This is a genomic window from Actinoplanes sp. NPDC049668, from assembly GCF_044465445.1.
Classification (GTDB): Bacteria; Actinomycetota; Actinomycetes; order Mycobacteriales; family Micromonosporaceae; genus Actinoplanes.
Genome location: NZ_JBITLR010000004.1, coordinates 358,218 through 376,532, shown reverse-complemented (window position 1 = coordinate 376,532; position 18,315 = coordinate 358,218). Strand labels below are relative to the sequence as shown.

Annotated in this window: 14 protein-coding genes; 5 read left to right on the top strand and 9 right to left on the bottom strand. The window is 71.1% G+C overall.

Going from position 1 to position 18,315, the window contains the following annotated elements:
- Positions 1 to 31: 31 nt before the first annotated feature.
- From ACIBSW_RS18990 to ACIBSW_RS18975, 4 genes are all read right to left on the bottom strand, one after another.
- Complete coding sequence (locus ACIBSW_RS18990) at positions 32 to 1,303, bottom strand: extracellular solute-binding protein (protein WP_354723550.1); 1,272 nt, start codon at positions 1,301 to 1,303, stop codon at positions 32 to 34.
- Positions 1,304 to 1,333: 30 nt separating this feature from the next.
- A complete protein-coding gene (locus ACIBSW_RS18985; protein ID WP_354723552.1) occupies positions 1,334 to 2,155 on the bottom strand; it encodes a carbohydrate ABC transporter permease in 822 nt (273 codons plus the stop codon).
- Positions 2,152 to 3,084 carry a sugar ABC transporter permease gene (locus ACIBSW_RS18980; RefSeq protein WP_354723554.1) on the bottom strand — a complete coding sequence of 311 codons (933 nt, stop codon included), beginning with the start codon at positions 3,082 to 3,084 and terminating at the stop codon, positions 2,152 to 2,154. Before ACIBSW_RS18980 ends, ACIBSW_RS18985 begins: the two co-directional genes overlap by 4 nt.
- A 381-nt stretch (positions 3,085 to 3,465) precedes the next feature.
- On the bottom strand, positions 3,466 to 4,293 hold the full coding sequence (locus ACIBSW_RS18975) for an alpha/beta hydrolase (protein WP_354723556.1): 828 nt from the start codon (positions 4,291 to 4,293) through the stop codon (positions 3,466 to 3,468).
- Between the two features lie 400 nt (positions 4,294 to 4,693).
- Here ACIBSW_RS18975 and ACIBSW_RS18970 point away from each other — a divergent pair, with 400 nt between their 5' ends.
- The gene (locus ACIBSW_RS18970; RefSeq protein WP_354723558.1) at positions 4,694 to 6,298 is read left to right on the top strand and encodes a carboxylesterase family protein; all 1,605 of its coding nucleotides are present in this window, start codon (positions 4,694 to 4,696) and stop codon (positions 6,296 to 6,298) included.
- On the opposite strand, the gene ACIBSW_RS18965 is transcribed toward ACIBSW_RS18970, so the two are convergent.
- Both ACIBSW_RS18965 and ACIBSW_RS18960 read right to left on the bottom strand, forming a co-directional pair.
- Positions 6,252 to 6,914: a flavodoxin gene (locus tag ACIBSW_RS18965; RefSeq protein ID WP_354723560.1), complete on the bottom strand. Its 663-nt coding sequence runs from the start codon at positions 6,912 to 6,914 to the stop codon at positions 6,252 to 6,254. The genes ACIBSW_RS18970 and ACIBSW_RS18965 overlap by 47 nt on opposite strands.
- Positions 6,915 to 6,925: 11 nt before the next feature.
- Positions 6,926 to 7,909 (bottom strand): aldo/keto reductase, encoded by a 984-nt coding sequence (locus ACIBSW_RS18960; RefSeq protein WP_354723562.1) that lies wholly within the window; start codon positions 7,907 to 7,909, stop codon positions 6,926 to 6,928.
- Positions 7,910 to 8,026: 117 nt separating this feature from the next.
- Here ACIBSW_RS18960 and ACIBSW_RS18955 point away from each other — a divergent pair, with 117 nt between their 5' ends.
- From ACIBSW_RS18955 to ACIBSW_RS18945, 3 genes are all read left to right on the top strand, one after another.
- On the top strand, positions 8,027 to 8,896 hold the full coding sequence (locus tag ACIBSW_RS18955; RefSeq protein WP_354723564.1) for a helix-turn-helix transcriptional regulator: 870 nt from the start codon (positions 8,027 to 8,029) through the stop codon (positions 8,894 to 8,896).
- 102 nt (positions 8,897 to 8,998) lie between these two features.
- Positions 8,999 to 9,940 (top strand): hypothetical protein, encoded by a 942-nt coding sequence (locus ACIBSW_RS18950; protein ID WP_354723566.1) that lies wholly within the window; start codon positions 8,999 to 9,001, stop codon positions 9,938 to 9,940.
- A 25-nt stretch (positions 9,941 to 9,965) separates the two neighbouring features.
- Positions 9,966 to 10,979: an NAD(P)-dependent oxidoreductase gene (locus tag ACIBSW_RS18945; protein WP_354723568.1), complete on the top strand. Its 1,014-nt coding sequence runs from the start codon at positions 9,966 to 9,968 to the stop codon at positions 10,977 to 10,979.
- On the opposite strand, the gene ACIBSW_RS18940 is transcribed toward ACIBSW_RS18945, so the two are convergent.
- Both ACIBSW_RS18940 and ACIBSW_RS18935 read right to left on the bottom strand, forming a co-directional pair.
- Entirely contained in the window at positions 10,953 to 12,998 is a 2,046-nt protein-coding gene (locus tag ACIBSW_RS18940) for a hypothetical protein (RefSeq protein ID WP_354723570.1), read from the bottom strand. The two genes, ACIBSW_RS18945 and ACIBSW_RS18940, sit on opposite strands and share 27 nt — an antisense overlap.
- A gap of 10 nt (positions 12,999 to 13,008) precedes the next feature.
- Entirely contained in the window at positions 13,009 to 13,815 is an 807-nt protein-coding gene (locus ACIBSW_RS18935) for an SDR family NAD(P)-dependent oxidoreductase (protein WP_354723572.1), read from the bottom strand.
- 103 nt (positions 13,816 to 13,918) lie between these two features.
- On the opposite strand from ACIBSW_RS18935, the gene ACIBSW_RS18930 reads away from it, so the two are divergent.
- Positions 13,919 to 16,882: a hypothetical protein gene (locus ACIBSW_RS18930; RefSeq protein WP_354723574.1), complete on the top strand. Its 2,964-nt coding sequence runs from the start codon at positions 13,919 to 13,921 to the stop codon at positions 16,880 to 16,882.
- Here the strand turns inward: ACIBSW_RS18930 and ACIBSW_RS18925 are convergent.
- On the bottom strand, positions 16,816 to 18,117 hold the full coding sequence (locus tag ACIBSW_RS18925) for a hypothetical protein (protein WP_354723576.1): 1,302 nt from the start codon (positions 18,115 to 18,117) through the stop codon (positions 16,816 to 16,818). The two genes, ACIBSW_RS18930 and ACIBSW_RS18925, sit on opposite strands and share 67 nt — an antisense overlap.
- Positions 18,118 to 18,315 lie beyond the last annotated feature (198 nt).

Sequence of the window (18,315 nt, the reverse complement as noted above, 5' to 3'; positions counted from 1 at the left end):
GCGCCGGCGGGGCGCGGAGGCCGCCCGGTGGCTACTCGCCCTTCTGGTATTCGGTGTCCATGTCCTTGAGGACCTCGTCGGCGGTGGCCTGGTTGCTGAAGACCTCCTGCAGGCCGCTGAGCATGCTCTGCTGAACCTTGGCGTTGGGCCAGAGCTGGTCCATGAACGGCACGGTGCGGTTGCCCTCCACGAAGGTGGTCAGCTCCTTGAGGCCCGGGTCGACCGTGGTGCCGGCGCCGGGCAGGGTCGGCAGGCTGCCCTGCTTCTCGTTGAACAGCTTCATGCCCGCGGGCGACATGATGAAGGTGATGAACTCGAGCGCGAGGTCCTTGTTCTTGGCCTTGGCGTTCACGCCGTACCCGGCGCCGGCCGCGGCGGGCATCAGGAAGGTGGCCGGGTCGTCGGTGGCCGGCAGCGCGGTCATGGTGAATCTGCCGGCCGGGTTCTTCTGCTTGAGCAGGCTGATGATCCAGTTGCCCTGGACGATGCCGAGGGTCTTCCCGGTCGCGGCGAGGGTCTGGCTGGCCTCGTAGCTGGTGCCGAGGGGGTTCTTCTGGAAGCAGCCGGCCTTCTCCATCTCCTGGTACCCGGCCATGGCCTGGGTCCAGGCGGAGCCGGCGAAGGTGGCCTGCCCGCTCGCGAGCTTGGTGTTGAAGTCGCGGTCCGGGCCGAAGACGACGGTGGCCGCGAGTGCGTAGAGGACGAGCTGGGTGACCCAGTTGTCCTGGATGCCGAGGGCGTAGGCGGGGGTGCCCTTGCCCTTGGCGTCGCGGCAGAAGGCGAGCAGCTCGGTCCACGTGGTCGGCGCCTTGAGGCCGGACTTGGCCAGGGCGTCGTCGTTGTAGACCGCGCCGATGCCGTTGAGCCCGAACACCGCGTTGTAGGTCTTTCCCTCGTACTGCGCGACCGTCTTGAACGCCTCCGGCAGCTTCGCGGCCCACGGCTGGTCGGAGAGGTCGAGCAGGTAGCCGGGCTTGGCCAGGACGTACGTGGCCCCGGGGTTGCCGTTGCCCGGCCACACCGTCATCACGTCCGGCGCGGTGCCGGACGCGAGCTGGGTACGGATCTGTGCCTGGTACTGGTCGGCGCCGCTGGTCGTGAAGTTGACCTTCACGCCGGGGTTCGCGGCCTCGAACGCCTTGATGACGTCCTCGATGGAGCCCTGGTCGACGGAGGCGAGGGTGAGGGTCTTGCTGTCGGCGCCGTCCGATCCGGACTTGGCGTTGGTGCCGCTGCTGCAGGCCGCGGCGAGGGTGAGCGCCGTCAGGGCGGAGACGACGACCGCGAATCTAGGTTTTCTCATGATCACTCCCGCATTGGAGATCAGTAAGGGTCATCCCTTCAGCCCCCCGGCAAAGCCGTTGATGATGCTGCGCTGCAGCGCGAGGTAGACCACCAGCACCGGCACGATGCTGATCAGCAGGGCGGCGAAGATGAGGTTCCAGTCCGAGACGAACTGGCCGACGAAGCCGGCCACGGCGACCGGGACGGTCTGCCGGTCGCTGCCGCTGAGGTAGAGCAGCGGCGTGAAGAAGTCGTTCCAGACGGCGACGGCGTTCAGCACCAGGGCCGTCACCGTGACCGGCTTGAGCATGGGCAGCACGACGTAGCGGAACGTGGCGAGCGGCGAGCAGCCGTCGATCGCGGCGGCGTCCTCGAAGTCGCGGGGAAGGGCGCGCAGGAAACCGACGTACAGGAAGGTCGTGAACGGCACCTGCAGGCCGGAGTAGAAGAGCACCAGCGACCAGACCGAGCCGAGCAGGCCCAGGTCGCGGACGGTCTGGTACAGCGGCAGCGCGGCGAGCTGGAACGGCAGGATCAGGCCCAGCATGATCAGCAGGAAGGTGCCGCGGGACCAGCGGGCGGTCGAGCGGGCCAGCGGGTACGCGGCGAGCGCCGAGAGGATCAGCACGATCAGGACGCTGACGGCGGTCACCAGCACGCTGTTGACCAGCGCGCCACCGAGGCCGGCCTCGCGCCACGCCCCGGTGAAGTTGGACAGCGTCGGCGAGGTGGTCGGGCGGATCGGCGAGGACGTGTCGGACGGGCTGCGGACGGCGAGGTTCACCAGCACGTACACCGGGAAGGCGAAGAAGATGCCGACGGCGACCATGACCAGCTCGAGCGCGAACGTGCGAGCGGTGTAGCGGTTCATGAGGCCGCCCTCTCGTTGCGGGCCAGGACGGCGTACTGCCCGGCGGAGACGATCGCGATGATGATCGTCAGCACGACGGCCAGGGCGATGCTGTAGCCGAACTCGCCGAGCGTGAAGGCGTCCTTGTAGATCAGGGTCGAGATGGTGTCGGTCGCGTGGCCGGGACCGCCGCCGGTGAGCGCGTACACCTGGTCGAAGAGCTTGATCCCGCCGATGATCGACAGCATCAGGTTGATGGTGATCGCCGGGGCGAGCAGCGGCCGGACCACCGACCAGAAGCGGCGCACCGCGCCGGTGCCGTCGATCGCGGCCGCCTCGTAGATCTCGCGGGGGATCGACTGCAGCCCGGCCAGGAAGATGACCATGGAGTAGCCGGCGAACTGCCAGACCACCACCAGCACGACCATCCACAGCGCCAGCTCCGGATCCCCGAGCCAGTCCTGCTGCCAGGACCCCAGACCGACGACGGCGAGCAGGCTGTTGACCGCGCCGTCCGGGCCGAGCAGGTTCCGCCACAGGTACGCGGTAACGATCGGGGTGACCACCACCGGGGCGAACAGCAGCACCCGCAGGAGGTTCCGGCTCTTGATCGCGGAGTTGACGCCGAGTGCCAGCAGCAGCCCGATGCCGTTCTGGATCACCGTGATGGCGACCGCGATCAGCAGCGTGTGCCAGATGGCCTGCAACGCGGTGGCGTCGTCGAGCATGTCGGTGAAGTTGCGCAGGCCGATGAAGTCGAACTCGGGGTCGAGCCCGTCCCAGTCGGTGAAGGCGTAGTAGACGCCGCGGACGCTGGGCACCAGCACCACGAAGGCGAAGAACAGCAGGGCCGGCAGGGCGAACCACCACGGCGGCGCCCCGCGCCGCCGATTGGCCCGCGGCGTGGTGGCGGCCCGGCCGAACTGCCGGACCTTGAGATCAGCTGTCACTGGCGCCAACCTTGCTGAATCGTTTCATCGACGCACGGACGATCGTGAGTAACGTTCTCCAAATGTTTCGCCGACCTTACGAGGCGGTGCCCTACACGTCAAGAGAGCTCGGCTCTTGACCTGCACGGAAGCCAAGATCTGTGATGGGTAACGTTTTCTATCAAGGAGGGGTAGGTGCCGAGACAGGCGAATCCAGCGCGGCACGTCACCATCGTGGACGTGGCGTCGACCAAGCGGGGTACCAGATGGGGGTCGACGCCGCCCGGCTGCTGCTCGACCGCATCGCCGACCGCGCCGGCCCACCGCCCACGTGAAGCTCTCCCCCACCCTGATCACCCGCCGGACGACCGCGGCGGCGGCCGCCGGCGGAACCACCCTTGGTCAGATCAGTGGGCAGGTGTTGCGGTACGCCGAGATGCCGGACCGGTCGGTCAAGGGGCAGAGGAACTGGCTGTAGCGGGTGTCGTTGTCGACGAAGATCTTCAGCCAGGGGATCATGGTGCGCGCGAGAGTCGTGCTCGGCTGCCCGATGTAGTTGTGGCCCGCCCCCGCGACCTCGAGGTAGGCGTGCTCGGTCGCCGCCGGGATCGTGTTGTACAGGCTCGTCAGGCGGGACGGCGGCACCAGGGTGTCGTTCTGCATGGCGTAGATCAGCGTCGGAACCCGGTCGGCGGCAAGGCTTCCCGAGGGCAGGTGGGGTGCGTTTCCGATCGCCGCCCGCAGGGATGGCCGGCGCAGGGCCGCATCGAGGGCTCCGCCGCCACCCATCGAGTGGCCGGCCACCGCGAGGCGCCCGGCGTCGACCCGGGTGCGCACCGAGCTGCTCCGGGTCAGAAAGTCCAGCGCCGCCAGCAACTGCGTGCCCCGGCTGGCCGGGCTGTCGTTGAGGTTGTTCGTCTCGATCCCGAACACCACGAAACCCTGAGAGGCCAGGCGCGGCCCCAACCAGGCGATGCCGGCCCAGGTGCCGTTGAGCCCGGGTGAGATGGCGACACCGCCGAACGTGCCCTGGCTGCTGTCGGTCGGGTAGTAGATCACCCCACCGCCGAAGCCGTTGCCCCGGGCGACCGACACCGAGGCGACGGCGAACGGGCCCCTTACGGCGGCAATGCTGGACGCCGTCGGGGCCGGGCCCCGCTCATACGGGTTCGCGGCCGCCGAGGCCACGCTCGGCGTCGCGGCCACGAGGAGTCCACCGGCGACGATCATGGATACGACGACACCTCGAATACGGGAGTAGACCGATCTTCTGTTCTCGACTCGCGGCATAGCGACTCATTCTCCGTTCCGGAATGGATGCGCCCCTCGCGCACCCAACATCTTGAATCGTTTCACCATGGCTACTCTCCGACGCTAGAGCAGGAGATGCATGATGGTCAATAGGTAGTGCGAGAAACGTTGCCTACACCAAGCCTTGCATCGCTGCCGCTCCCACCAGCAACTTCATCGATCCCGTTGACCCTGGGGTGCATTGATGTCTATCGTTGGTTTGGATTAATGAGGAACGTTGCCTACATGCCTGACCCCGGCGCGGAGCCGCCGTCGCGCCGCGCGTGAGTGCCTTCGAAATACGGTGCGCAAACCGACTGTGGTCCCGAAAGGAGGCCTGATGGCCGGCTCAGGAATGACCCGCAGGGCGATGATCGGCAGTTCTTTGTCCGTGGTCGCCGCGGTGAGCGTGCCATTCCCGGCGCACGCGGGAGGCCGCCCTAGAACCGACGAGGCCGCGACCCGCTACGGAAGGGTGCGCGGAAGGCGCGAGGACGGCATCGTCAAGTTTCTGGGAGTTCCCTATGCCAGGCCGCCGCTCGGCGAATTGCGGTTCAAGGCACCGAAGCCGCCCGTGAAGTGGTCCGGCGTGCGCGACGCGGTGAGCTTCCCCAACCCGGCATACCAGGTAGCGGGCGGCGAGATGGGCCCCAACGGCAACGGCCGGATGCCGGCCCCCTCCGAGGACTGCCTCTACCTCAACATCTGGACCCCCGCCGCCGACCACGGGCGGCGACCGGTGATGTTCTACAACCACGGCGGCGGCTACATGATCGGCTCCGGCTCCGCCACGGGGCAGGACGGCACCCACCTGGCGCGGCTCTACGACGTGGTCGTGGTCGAGTCCAACCACCGGCTGGGCCTGCTGGGCTACCTGTTCCTGGGCGATCTCGCCGGCGGCGGCTACGCCGCCAACCAGGGAATGCTAGACATTCTCGCGGCGCTGCGCTGGACCCGGCAGAACATCGAGGACTTCGGCGGCGACGCCGACAACGTCATGGTCTGGGGCGAGAGCGGCGGCGGCGCGAAGACGGCGGCCGTCTACACCATGCCGGCCGCCGCGCCGCTGTTCCACAAGGCCTCGATCGAGAGCGCGGCGCCGCTGCGCTTCCCTACCCGCGAGGGCGCCACCGCCCGCGCCGGGCGCACGCTGGAACTGTTGGGGCTGACCGCGGCGGACATTCCCAGGCTGCACGCGATTCCGGCCGCGAGACTGCTCGAGATCCAGCAGTCCGAGGCCGCGAACGGCGTTGCACCCTGGGGCGACCCCGACCCGCTGCCCGGCTTCGGCGCCTTCGTCGACGGCGCCGTCATACCGCGGCACCCCTTCGCCGACGGCGTCGCTTCTTACTCGGGCGGCAAGCCGCTGATGTGCGGCACCTGCCGCGACGAGACGGTGTTCTTCAGTCTCTTCGGGCCGCCCGACGTCTTCCGCATCGACGAGGCCGGCCTGCGCAGCCGGCTGGGCGACACGTACCAGGGCGCCGAGCTCGATCGGATCATCGATACCTTCCGCACCTCGCGGCCTGACGCGACGCCGGCCCAGCTCTACTTCGCGATCACCACCTCCCCCATCTGGCGCGACGCGATCAAGATTGCGGAGGCCAAGGCGGCGCAGCGCGCCGCGCCCGTGTACATGTACCAGCTCACCTACAAGGACCCGACCCTGGTACCCGGCACCGACTTCCCGGTCGGCACACCGCACGCGGCAGACATCAGCCTCAAATTCGCCAACGCCGATCGACCCCCGGGACGGCTGGCGACCGCGCGGCACATGAGCGAGCTGTGGGCGGGCTTCGCCCGCAACGGCCGTCCCGCCGCGACGGGGGTGCCGAGATGGCCCGCCTACACGATGAAGGACCGCGCCACGATGTGGATCGACGCCGAGTGCGAAATCGTCAACGATCCCGACCGGGCGGAAAGGCTGTTCTGGAAGCGCCGTTGAGCAGGCCGATTCGGCGCAGCCAGGCCGCAACCGCCGGCTCGGCGTCGGCGACCTCCTCGCCGCGTACGGCCAGGCCCTCCCCCAGCTTCGCGCCCGGGCAGGACGCGGCGTAGTCGCGCTCGGTGCTACCCAGGCCGCTCATCGCGTACGTGGTGAGCGGGTGAATGGTCTTGCCGGTGAAGTCGAGGCCCTCGATCAGGGTTGTCATGATCATCGGTGCCCGGATGTTCCAGATCGGGCTGCCGAGCAGGACCGTGTCGTAGCCGTCGATCGAGGTCAGCGGGTTCGCGATGCCCGGCCGGGCGTTCTCGTTCTGCTCACGCACGTTGCGCGCGACGGTCGGCTCGTAGTCCTCGGGATAGGGGTCGGCGGCCTCGATGCGGTGCACGTCGCAGCCGATCAGCCGGCGGATCGTCCCCGCCAGGACCTCGGTGTTGCCCACGGTGAGGCGACGGCGGCCGCCGTAGAAGTAGTTCTCCCCGGCGCGCGAGAAGTAGGCCAGCAGCACCCGGCCGCCTGCCGCCGGGGAGTCGGTGCAGGCGCCGAGTGCCGTCCCGGCCGCCCCGAGCAGGACGCCGCGCAGCACCTCACGGCGCGGACAGCCGGCCCTGGTCATCGCGTCCGTCCTCAGCGTTCGATCATCTGCATCTGGGCGTCGGTGTGGTGGCCGCCCGCGGCCGGGGGCAACGCATCCAGCCTGGTGACCTGTGCGGGCGTGAGCTTGATGGCGTCCGCTGCGGTGTTCTCCTCCACCCGGCTCACCCGCTTGGTGCCGGGGATCGGGACGATGTCGTCGCCCCTGGTGAGCAGCCAGGCCAGGGCGACCTGGGCCGGGGTGGCGCCCGCCTGGTCGGCGACCTGCCGCACCTCGTCGGCGAGGCGCAGGTTGCGCCGGAAGTTCTCGCCGGTGAAACGCGGGTTGTTCTTACGGAAGTCGTCGTCGTCCAGGCGCTCGACGTCGGCCGCTGAGCGCAGGGCGCCGGTGAGGAAGCCGTGCCCGAGCGGCGAGTACGCCACCAGGCCGATGCCCAGCTCACGCAGCACCGGAATCAGCTGCTCCTGGTCGCGGGTCCACAGCGAGTACTCCGACTGCAAGGCGGTGACCGGATGTACCGCGTGCGCTCGGCGTACCGTGTCGATCCAGGCCTCGGACAGACCGACGTAGCGGATCTTGCCGTCCTTCACGAGCGTCGCGAGCGCGCCCATGGTGTCCTCGATCGGGGTGTTCGGGTCGACCCGGTGCTGGTAGTAGAGGTCGATGTGGTCGGAGCCGAGCCGTCGCAGCGAGCCCTCGACCGCGGCGCGGATGTTGGCCGGGCCGCTGTCCAGCGTCCACGGGCCGCGGCCGTCGTGCGCGACGAGGCCGAACTTGGTGGCCAGCACCACCTGGTCCCGCCGTCCCTTCAACGCCCGGCCGACGAGTTCCTCGTTGGCGTACGGGCCGTAGATCTCCGCGGTGTCGACCAGCGTGACACCGAGTTCGAGGGCGCGGTGGATGGTGCGGATCGACTCGGCGTCGTCGCTGCCGGCGCCGGTGTATCCGTGTGACATGCCCATGGCGCCCAGGCCGATCCGGGCAACCTCGAGCTCGCCGAGCTTGGCGGTGCGCATGGTGTTCTCCTCTCGCCGTACCCATGAAACGCCCGGCCGCGGCCGAGAGGGAGACACCGGTCAAAGGGGTACCGGCAGGGACCCCCTCACCGCGGGCGGGATGCCTAGGCTGGGGATATGGACAACCGCGGCGAGGTCCGGGCCTTCCTCACCTCGCGCCGGGCGAAGGTCAGCCCGGAGCAGGCAGGCCTCCCCGCGTACGGCCGCAGGCGCGTCGCCGGGCTGCGCCGCGGCGAGGTCGCCGCGCTGGCCGGGGTCAGCGTCGAGTACTACACCCGCCTGGAGCGCGGCAACCTCGCCGGCGCCTCCGACAGCGTGCTGGACGCCGTCGCCCGCGCGCTGCGGCTCGACGACGTCGAGACGGCGCACCTCTACCACCTGGCCCGGGCCGCCGGCCCCACGCCGGTCCGCGCCCGCGCCGGACGTGACCGGGCACCGGAGATACGGCCGGCGATCCGCCGGATGCTGGACTCGATGACCGGCGTGCCCGCGCTGCTGCGCAACCACCGCTTCGACGTCCTCGCCGCGAACCCGCTGGGCAGGGCGCTCTACGCGCCCATGTTCGCCACGGGTCTACCGGTGAACTCGATGCGGTTCACCTTCCTGAACCCGCACGCCGAGGCGTTCTACCCGCAGTGGGCGCAGGTCGCCCGCTCCGCCGTCGCCGCACTGCGCGTCGCGGCCGCCCAGAACCCCCACGACCGGCAGCTGATGAACCTCATCGGCGAGCTGTCCATGCGCAGCGAGCCCTTCCGCGGCTGGTGGGCCGCTCAGGACGTCTACGTGCACCGGCACGGCACGAAGCGGTTCCGCCATCCCGCCATCGGCGAGCTGGAACTGGACTTCGAGGCCCTCGAACTGGCCGGCGACGACGCCCTGACGGTGCTGACCTACTCGGCCGAGCCGGGCACACCCTCCGGGGACGGCCTGGAGCTACTGTCCAGCTGGGCCGCGCCGGCGGTTGACAGGCCTCCCGCACGCTCGTAGGTTGCCCGCGACCCTCCGAAACGATCATGGGAACTCGCGATGACCGATGCGTCGTTCACGGCCCGGCCGCCACGTTCCTGGGAGCGACAGACCGTCGCAGTCATGATCACGATCGGCGTGACGATCCTGCTCGGCATGATTCTGTTCGCCACCCAGCTGGGCGTTCGCGCCTACCTGAACGCGGAGGGCACCTCGGCGGTTTCCCCACTGGTCAGCACAGTGGTGCGGAACTCGTCGCTGTTCGGCGTGATGTACCTGTTGTCAGGGTTCGCCTACGTCGTCGCCTTCTTCGTGTGGCGCCACAGGACCCGCGAGCTGCTGCGCAGGGTCGGCGACACCGCCGGAGACGCGACCCGGCACTGGGCGATCCCGCTCTGGACCGCGGCCCTCGTCGCATCGGTGGTCCTGAACAACGCCGCGGGGCTGGGCGTGGACGCCCTCCGCACGGCGATCCGGGTGCTGGGCATCTGCGTGCTGCTGTTCGGCGTCGGGAGCATCCGCGAGCAGGTCCGTCGCACGATCCGCGAGTCCGGCGTCGCGTTCCGGATGACCGACCTCCCGACCCTCGTGCCCGCCCGGGCGGCAACGCCGCTGCCGCCGGCGGCCACCCCCGTGTCCACGGCGGGCCTGCCGAGCGCCGACGACCAGTTCTGGGACCGGGTACGCCGAACGGCCGCCGACGCCGGCACGGACCTCGCGATGCTGGAGACCACCGACGCCCTGGCCCGCCGCTGGGCGCTGATCCCCACCGACGGCGACCTCGCGCCGCTCCGAGCCACCCTGCCTCCCGGCGCGCTGGTCACGGTGTTCACCGAGCCGCCCGCGGCCACCGGCGCCGAGTCCTTCGAGCCCGGAACGGCCGACGAGTACCACGGCTTTCTCGAGGACCCCGAGTCCGGCGCCCTGTGGTACCAGTCGGTGCGCCCGAACCGGATTCCCGCGTTCCTGGCGAGAACGCGCTCGGCGCGCCGCTGGGCGCTCTACCCGGCGGGGTCACCCGCGGCGCTGTCCGCGGTCACGCCCGCCGCCGTCTCGGCCACCTAAGCCTGACGCCTGGCACGGCGGCGCCGTGGCAACATCGACGGGCGCGACTTTGCGCGAGGCGGAGTGGAGCGACATGCGCGTCACCATCACCGGCGCCGGCGGGTTCATCGGGCGCGCCCTGTCCCAGCGGCTGCGCGAAGAGGGCCACGAGGTGGGCGGGGTGGACCTGCACGCCGACGCGGCGGCCGGCGTGGTCGCCGGCGACATCGGCGAGGACGGCGACTGGCAGGACCGGGTCGCCGGATCCGACCTGGTCGTGCACGCCGCGGCGGTGGTCTCCAACGCCGTCGGCCTGCGCGGGCAGTGGCGGATCAACGTCGACGGCACCCGCAGGGTGGTCGAGGCCGCCGCCCGCGGCGGTGCCACCCGGTTCGTGCACCTGTCCTCGGTGCGGGCCTTCTCCGACGTCCACTTCCCGGACGGCGTGACCGAGGAGCACGCGGTGCGCCCGGACGGCAACCCGTACGTCGACACCAAGATCGCCGGTGAGCAGGTCGTGCTGCAGGCGCACGCCGCCGGGCGGATCGCCGCCACCGTCGTGCGGCCCGGCGACGTATACGGTCCCGGGTCGCGGCCGTGGACGGTGCTGCCGGTGCAGCTGATCAGGAGGAACCTGTTCCTGCTGCCCGCGATGGGTAACGGGATCTTCAGCCCCGTCTACGTCGACGACCTCGTCGACGGCCTGCTGCGGGCGGCCGGGAACCCCCGCGCCGCCGGTCAGGTGTTCACGCTCAGCGGGGGCGTCGGCGTGCCCTGCGGTGAGTTCTTCGGCCATTACTACCGCATGCTCGGCAAGCGCGGCCCGCTGCGCGCGCCCACCGGGATCGCCATGGCCGCGGCCTCGGCGACGGCGGCGGCCGCCGCGCTCGCCGGCCGGGCGACCGAGTTCAACACCACCTCGATGCGGTACTTCACCCGCACTGGCACCTACTCCATCGACAAGGCGCGCCGCCTGCTCGGCTACGACCCCGCCGTCGACCTCGCCGACGGCATGGCCCGCACCGAACAATGGCTACGAGCGCGGCGCCTGGTGCCCTGAATGAGCTGACAGGCGCGCGATCGCGTCTTCGATAAGTTCCTGCCACATTTCGTCGACCCAGACGATGTCGTACGCGCTACCGCCCACACCGGAACGGTCATCGCCGCGGAGGCTCTCTTCCAGGGCGGGGATCGTCTCGGCTGCCTGCAGTTCCAGGATGATCGCGAGGGCGAATTGACCGCCGTAGTCGGTGATTCCGCGGCTCAGCACCGCGGCCAGCTCCGCCGTCGGCGTGCCGAGCCGGGCGAGGGCCCGGGCGGCGGACAGCCTGCTCGAACGGTCGTCCAGGCGGTCGCGGAGGCGCGGCGCGAGGTGGGCGACCGCGGCCGGAACCGTGAGCGCGAGGTCGGCGATGAAATCCGCGGCATGGCGCGCGGGTGAGTCTCCGGCGACGAGCACCGCTTCGACCGTCGGCAGCACACCCTCCGGTCCGGTCACGGCCGCCACTACCCGAGCCGCCAGGACCTGCTTGTCCCGCAGCGGATGGACCCACTCGGCCGCACCGGTCAGGTGTACGGCCGCGATCGGAAGCAGGGGCGCCAAGGCCTCGCCGAGCTCCCCGATGTCCGGCATGGACATCCGCGATGCCGGCGAGCCTCCCGCCAGGATGGCGCGCAGGGCGTCGAGCACCACGGTGGTGTCGCCGGTCAGCCGCCGCACCGCCAGGGCCGCCCCCAGGTCTCCCTTCTCCATCGCCCGAGTTCGCCAGTGCGGGACGGCGGCGTCATCGTCGCGGCCCAGCATCAGCAGCGTCTCGGCGATCTCGGGACCGGCGTGAGGCATCGCGGCGACCAGGTCCGGGACAAGGTCGTCGGCGTTAGCACCCCACTGGCTGACCATGCGGGCCAGCACCCCGGCGTCTGCGGGGTGAGCGGCCAGCCGGGCCCGGATCGCCGCCGAGACCTCCGGGGTGAAGCGGACCGCGCCGGCCCTGAACCGGTGACCGCCGGCGCCCGCGGCACAGACCGGCTCGACCCAGCGCGGATCACCCAGCCACTGCAGCGTCTCCACCGCCCGGTACTCGACGGTGAATCCCCGTTCTCCGGCCGTGTCCGGGAAACGGCCGGCGACCTCGGCCACCACGTCGGCGAAGCGCCCCGCCACCGCACCCGCCTGCCGCAGCACGTCCATCGCCGATTTGCGGACGCCGGGATCGGCGTCGTCGAGCACCGACGCCACCAGCGGCACGAACACGGCGGGCGCCGATCGCCGGGCGTCGCAGCGCGCGCTCAGCGCCCAGAGCCCGGACCCGCGGGTCTTCGGGTTGCGGGAGCGCAGCATCTCCTGGACGACCTCGACCGCCACCGGGGTGACCGGCTCGACCACGATCTCCTCAGACCACGCCCCTCCGTGCGCCCAGGCCCAGGCGAGGGCCGCGCCGTCGTCGATCGCGGCCACCAGGGCGGGGATCGTGCCCGCCGGCCAGTCCAGGCCCGCCCGGAGCAACGCCACCGCGGCGGCGACCCTGACCAGCGGGTCGCCGCGCAGGGCGGCGTCACCCAGCACCGTTTGCGCGCCGGCGGGGTCCACCTCGCCCAGCGCGAGCGTCAGCGCCGCCCGCGCCGCATTGTCGTCCTCCACCGCCCACCGCCGCCACAACGGCTCGGCGGCGATACCCGCCTGCGCCGTGGCATACGCCGCGGCCTCGCGGACCCGGGGATCGCGGTCATCGAGCAGGGCCCGCAGGGACTCCACCTGGTCGACGACCGCCGCCCGCACCTGCGGGAAGGCGTCACCGTAGGCATGCCGATCGTCGGCCAGCATTCCCAGCGTCCAGACGAACTCGTCTCGGCGGTTCGCGGCCACCGAGGCGAGTTCGGCGAGAAACGGTACCGCCGCCGCTGTCGCGGGGTAGACCGTTCCCTGGTGAAAGATGCTGCCGTGCAGGTCGGACCGAGCCTGCGACGCCGCTTCGCCGTCCTCGGCGCCGGCCTGCCGAAGCAGCGCCGGCGTATTCAGCGCGCTGCCGTACGCATGTGACAGGTCAGCCCAGGCGATCGCGTCGAGACCATCAAGCACGCCGCGGAGCTTAGTAGTGGATGGGGCCGATCGCCCCGCCGCCGACCGGTACCGCGTCGCCGGTGATGGCGACGCTGCGGGGTGAGGCGAGGAACGTCACCACGTCGGCGACCTCCTCGGCGGTCACCGCGCGGCCGATGGCGGTGTTCGCGGCCTGGCGGCGTTCGGCCTCCTCGACGGTGACGCCCCAGGCCTGCGCGGCGGCCGCGTTCAGCTGTGGTGTCCGCTCGGTGACGGTGATGCCCGGGTGCACGACCGTGACGTTGATGCCGTGCCGGCCGAGTTCGTCGGCGAGGTTTTTGGTCAGCGCGACCACGCCGATGTTGCGGGCGGTCGCGACGAAGTTGCCGCTGTTGCGGGCGGCCAGGCCGGAGATGTTGATGATCCGCCCCCAGCCTTGGGTGATCATGTCGGGCACCACGGCGCGGACGGTGCGCAGATAGCCAAGGACCTTGACGTTGACCGCGTCGGTGAACTGCTGGTCGGTGGTCTGCGACGGGCCGGCCGGGCCGCCCTGGAGGCCGCCGGGGACGGCCGCGTTGTTGACCAGGATGTCGATGCCGCCGAGCCGGTCGCGCGCGTCCTGCACGGCGGCGCGGACGGACTCGTCGTCGCCGGTATCGGCACGCACGGTGACTATCTGCCCGGGATGTCCCGATGTTCGGAGCTCGGCGGCGGCCTTGGCCAGCCGTTCGGTGTCCCGCGCGGCGATGGCCACGTGTGCACCCTCGGCGAGCAGCGCCCGCGCGATCCGTAGCCCGATCCCGCGGCTGCCCCCGGTCACCAGTGCCCGCTTGCCAGTGAGTTGAAGATCCATCCATAAGACTATATTGCCTATAGGCTAGGTAGGCTACCTGCGGTCCCGTCAATCGGACGGACGATCCGTAGCGCGGGCGGCGGCGGACCGCTAGAACGTACGCATGCGCCGCATCATGATCATTTTTGTGCTGCTCTCGCTCGGTGCCGGCATGGCATTCGGGCTGAGCGGCGCCCTGCGGCTGTCGTGGACCCCGGCCGACGTGATGCCCGAGCCGGCCGGCGCGGTCCCGCAACACACCGCCGTCCCGTCCCCGATCGGGACCGTCACGGTGAACCGGCGCACGCACCGGCTGGACGTCGCCGCTCTGGCGGTCACCGACGCCGCCGCGGGGCAGGGCGCCCGGGGCGTGCTCAAGGTGACCGTCGGCGAGGACGCCGGCGACGAGAGCTACCGGCTCGACCGCACCGCCGACGGTCTCACGCTGACCGCGGCCGGCGAGGCGGGCGCCGCGGCCGGCCTCTACGCGCTGGCCGACACGATCCGGTCCGGGGAGCCGGTCACCCTCGGGAGCGCGGCGCCGAGGCTGGGCCTGCGCCTGACCGACGCCGGCTCGGTCGGCCGCGACCCCGCGGCGGCCGGCTGGAGCAAGGGAACGGACTACTCGCTCAACTCCGACATCGTCACCGGCGCGCTGCTGCCTCGGGCGCCGTGGGTCGACCGGGCCGCGGCCGACCGGGTGGCCGCCGAGTTCCGTCAGTTCATCGACCACTCGGCGGCGCAGGGCTACAACGGCGTCGTCGTGCCGGGGTTCCTCGAGTACGTGACGTTCGCGCGGGTCGGCGACGGGCACGCGGTCTACCCCGCCGGCGACCCGCACGTCGCCCGCGCGCAGGCGATGGTCCGGGAGTTCGCGCCCGTCTTCCGCTACGCGGCCGACATGGGCATGCGCGTCTACTTCATGACCGACATGCTGGCGCTGTCCGGGCCGCTCGACGAGTACCTCAAGACGCAGCGGGATCCGTGGGCGGTGTACCAGTCCGGCCTGCGCGAGCTGTTCGCCAGCATGCCGTTCGCGTCCGGGCTGATGGTCCGCGTCGGCGAGGGCGGCTCGGCCTACCGCGCGCCCGGCTGGGACTACTTCTCGCGCATCGCCGTGACCACGCCGGAGCAGGTGCGGGCGATGCTGAAGGCGTTCCTGTCCGTCGCGAGCGAGGGCGACCGGGACATCATCTTCCGCACCTGGACGGTCGGCGTCGGCGCGGTCGGCGACCTGCACACCAACCCCGAATCGTACGAGGAGGTGCTCGGGGATCTGCACGACCCGCACCTGGTCGTCTCGACGAAGTTCACGCTCGGCGACTTCTACAGCCACCTGCCGCTCAACACCACCCTCGCCGTCGGCGAGCACCGGCGGATCGTCGAGTTCCAGGGGCGGCGCGAGTTCGAGGGCTTCGGCTCGCTGCCCAACGACCTGACGGCCCTGCACGCGGCGGCCCTGCGAAAGCTACTGGCCGGCAACGGGCACATCGAGGGCGTCTGGCTGTGGACCCAGGAGGGCGGCCCGCTGCGCGCCGGCCCGCGGACCCTCTACCTGCGTACGGGATTCTGGCAGCTCTACGACCTGAACGCGTACGCGATGGGCCGGCTCGCCCGCGAGCCGGACGCCGACCCGGGCCGGATCACCGCGGACTGGGTGCGCCGGACGTTCTCCGCCGATCCCGCGACGGTGGCGGCGATCTGCCGGATGTTCGCGAGCTCGCGCGAGGCGGTGACGAAGGGGCTCTACCTGACGCCGTACGCGGACAACTCCGCCGAGGCGCTCGGCCTCGAGCCGCCGCCGATGATGTGGATCTTCGAGTGGGACATCGTCACGGGCGACTCCGCGGTGCTCGACAGCATCTACGCGATCAGCCGCGGCCACGTCGACGAGATGATCGCCGAGGGCGACCGGGCCGTCGCCGTCGCCGAGCGGCAGCGCGCGGACGTCGCCGCCACCGACCCGGCGACCTGGCACGATCCCGCCCTGCGGGCCAGGCTGCTCGACTCGCTCGAGTACCAGCGGGACCTGTACGCCACGCTGGGCGCCTACCGCGCGATGTTCCTGCGGCGGACGCAGTGGCTCGACACCGGCTCGGCACAGGCGCGCGAGCAGTGGCGGGCCGCCGAGCTCGCCTACCGGGAGGCACGCGACCTTCACGTACGTGCACACAGCGGTGACGTCGATCTGCCCGCCTACAACTTCACGGCGGCGGATCTGGGCAGCGAGCGGTTCGACCGCGATCCGGCGATGGCGGTCCTGGCGCGGATCCTGCTCGGCCTGCTGCTCGCCTCGATCCTCGTCCCGTGGCGGCCGGTGCGGAACCTGTGGCGCGCGGCGGTCATGCCGTGGCGGGCGCCGGAGCACCCGACCCGGGCGGCGCGCTGGGTCGCGATCCTGCTTCCCGCCGCGGTCCTGCTGCTCAGCCGCGAGATCCACACCTGGTTCGCCGCGCCGGCGCACCTGCTCGCGACGCTCGGCTGCTGGGCCGTCTACGCGCTGATGGCCCGCCTGCTCGTGCGCGGGCGCGACCCGTACGCGCTCTGGACGGTGATCGGTGGCGTCGCACTGCTCCGGACGGTGCTGCTGCTCGCGGTGCTGGCGGTCCGCGGGCCCGGCTACTACTGGTTCCAGTTCTGGACGAACCCGGCCGGGCGGACGGCGTACGTGATCATCGCCTTCGCGTCCTTCGCCTGGCTCTTCGTCGCGACCCGCTCGGTGCTGCGGTCGCGGTACGGGTGGTCGCCGCGCCGGGCGGCCGGCGGCGTGCTGCTCGCCGCCGGCATGCCCGTGCTGGCGCTCGGCGTGCTGATCTGGTCGCTCGGCCTGGAGCGCTCGCTGAGCGCCTGGAACGACCAGCTGGCGCTGCTGCCCTGGGGCCTGCACCGGATTCTGGGCATGGTGACGTTCCTGGGCATCCCGCCCGCGCTGCCCGTCTGGATCGCCGTCACCGGCGCGGTGTTGTCGGTCGTCGGGCTGGCCTGTGCCGGCCTCGGGCGGCGGGCCGGCGATCCACCGGGTCAGCCGACGTCGGACAGCGGAACCGCGAACACGGCGCGCCGGTCGATGAGCTCGCCCCCGCCGTAGGCGTGCTCGGTCACGCTCCAGAGCTTGCCGGCGGTGATCCCGGCGCCGTGCTCGTGGTAGAGGTCCTCGCCGCCGATGGCCCAGCTGTTCGTCACGACCGCCGCGCCGGGCGACCCGGAGTACATGAAGCTGTGCTTGAACAGCGAGCTGCGTCCGGCGAGGTAGCGGCCCTTCCAGGTCTGCGCGCCCTGCACGTTGCTCTTCGGCAGGGTCACCGCGTCGAGGGGCGCCGCCTTGCCGGAGGCGAGCACGAGCCTGCGGGTGTCGGCCACCACCGAGTAGCGCACGACGCGGCCACCGTCGATCGACGCGTCCGCGCTGCGGCCGTCGAGGTACTCGCCGACGACCAGGGTGTCCGGGGTGGTGCTGCGGTCTAGGGTGAGCGACGAGAAGCACAGCCCGTCCGGCTGCGGCACGCAGGTACCCGAGGGCGGCGGCGCGGCCTGCCGGTACGAGGCCACCTGCGGCACCACGTACTGGTAGGTGTACGCGTAGTAGGCGCCGCCCTGCCGGCCGACGACGTCCTCGCCCGTGTCGACCTCGAGGATGCGTTCCATGTCGAACACCCGTAGCCCGTAGCGGGTGTCGGCCACGTACAGGTAGTGCCCCAGCCAGGCGAGACCGCCCGCGTGGATCGGCACGGCGGTGTAGTTCGGCGTCGCCGTCCGGGTCGGCTCGACGAGCAGCACGTGCCGGTACCGGCCGGTGTCGCGATCCACAAGGGAGATCCGTACGCCCTTGTCCGCCGACGTGCCGGCGACGGCCTTGTCGTAGTGCCAGCTCACCGCGATGAGCCGCTTCTCGCCCCAGAGCCCGTCGTCGTCCGCGTCGGACGACCCGGTGATCCCCTGCGGCACCCAGTACGCGACCTTGCTGTCGCCGGGGTCCCAGCAGAACGACTCGCTGCTGGTCAGGATCTGGTCGGCGGAGAGCGGATAGTCGGTCCGCGCGTAGTGCTCAGGCAGCGCGCCGCGCTGTGCGGCGTTGCACGGCGCCGTCTCCCGGTTCGCCGCGTCCAGGACGGCGGTCACCGACCGGCGGGTGCCCAGCTCGGCCCGCAGCGCCTCCGCATAGGACTCCAGGCCCCAGTCGGGCGTGAGCGTGAACGCGGCGGCGGAGCGGCCGTGTATCAGGTCGTCCGCCGCCGCGGCCGCGGTGGGACGCGCCACCGCGGCGAGGGAGGTCGCGGTCAGCGCCGCGGCGAACGCGGCGGACCACCGTCTGGGTCTGGTCATGGAGCGCTCCTCGGGGGTACATCTATCGACAGGCACAGATGTACCGCCCGGAGCCCCGTCCGGCACGCGGTTGGCGCGCCAATCAATCAATACTGATCAATCGGCGCCGCGTAACAACAATTCATCTCGAAATCGCGCGCGCGATTTCGCGCGATTTGCTGTTTGAAAGTCTCGAACTATTCCCGGACCTTTCCACGG

Coding starts and splice junctions, on each gene's coding strand:
- ACIBSW_RS18935 (WP_354723572.1), bottom strand. CDS start 13,815: ATGGATCTTCAACTCACTGGCAAGCGGGCACTGGTGACCGGGGGCAGC.
- ACIBSW_RS18970 (WP_354723558.1), top strand. CDS start 4,694: ATGGCCGGCTCAGGAATGACCCGCAGGGCGATGATCGGCAGTTCTTTG.
- ACIBSW_RS18975 (WP_354723556.1), bottom strand. CDS start 4,293: ATGATCGTCGCCGGTGGACTCCTCGTGGCCGCGACGCCGAGCGTGGCC.
- ACIBSW_RS18925 (WP_354723576.1), bottom strand. CDS start 18,117: ATGACCAGACCCAGACGGTGGTCCGCCGCGTTCGCCGCGGCGCTGACC.
- ACIBSW_RS18985 (WP_354723552.1), bottom strand. CDS start 2,155: ATGAACCGCTACACCGCTCGCACGTTCGCGCTCGAGCTGGTCATGGTC.
- ACIBSW_RS18930 (WP_354723574.1), top strand. CDS start 13,919: ATGCGCCGCATCATGATCATTTTTGTGCTGCTCTCGCTCGGTGCCGGC.
- ACIBSW_RS18965 (WP_354723560.1), bottom strand. CDS start 6,914: ATGACCAGGGCCGGCTGTCCGCGCCGTGAGGTGCTGCGCGGCGTCCTG.
- ACIBSW_RS18955 (WP_354723564.1), top strand. CDS start 8,027: ATGGACAACCGCGGCGAGGTCCGGGCCTTCCTCACCTCGCGCCGGGCG.
- ACIBSW_RS18960 (WP_354723562.1), bottom strand. CDS start 7,909: ATGCGCACCGCCAAGCTCGGCGAGCTCGAGGTTGCCCGGATCGGCCTG.
- ACIBSW_RS18950 (WP_354723566.1), top strand. CDS start 8,999: ATGATCACGATCGGCGTGACGATCCTGCTCGGCATGATTCTGTTCGCC.
- ACIBSW_RS18990 (WP_354723550.1), bottom strand. CDS start 1,303: ATGAGAAAACCTAGATTCGCGGTCGTCGTCTCCGCCCTGACGGCGCTC.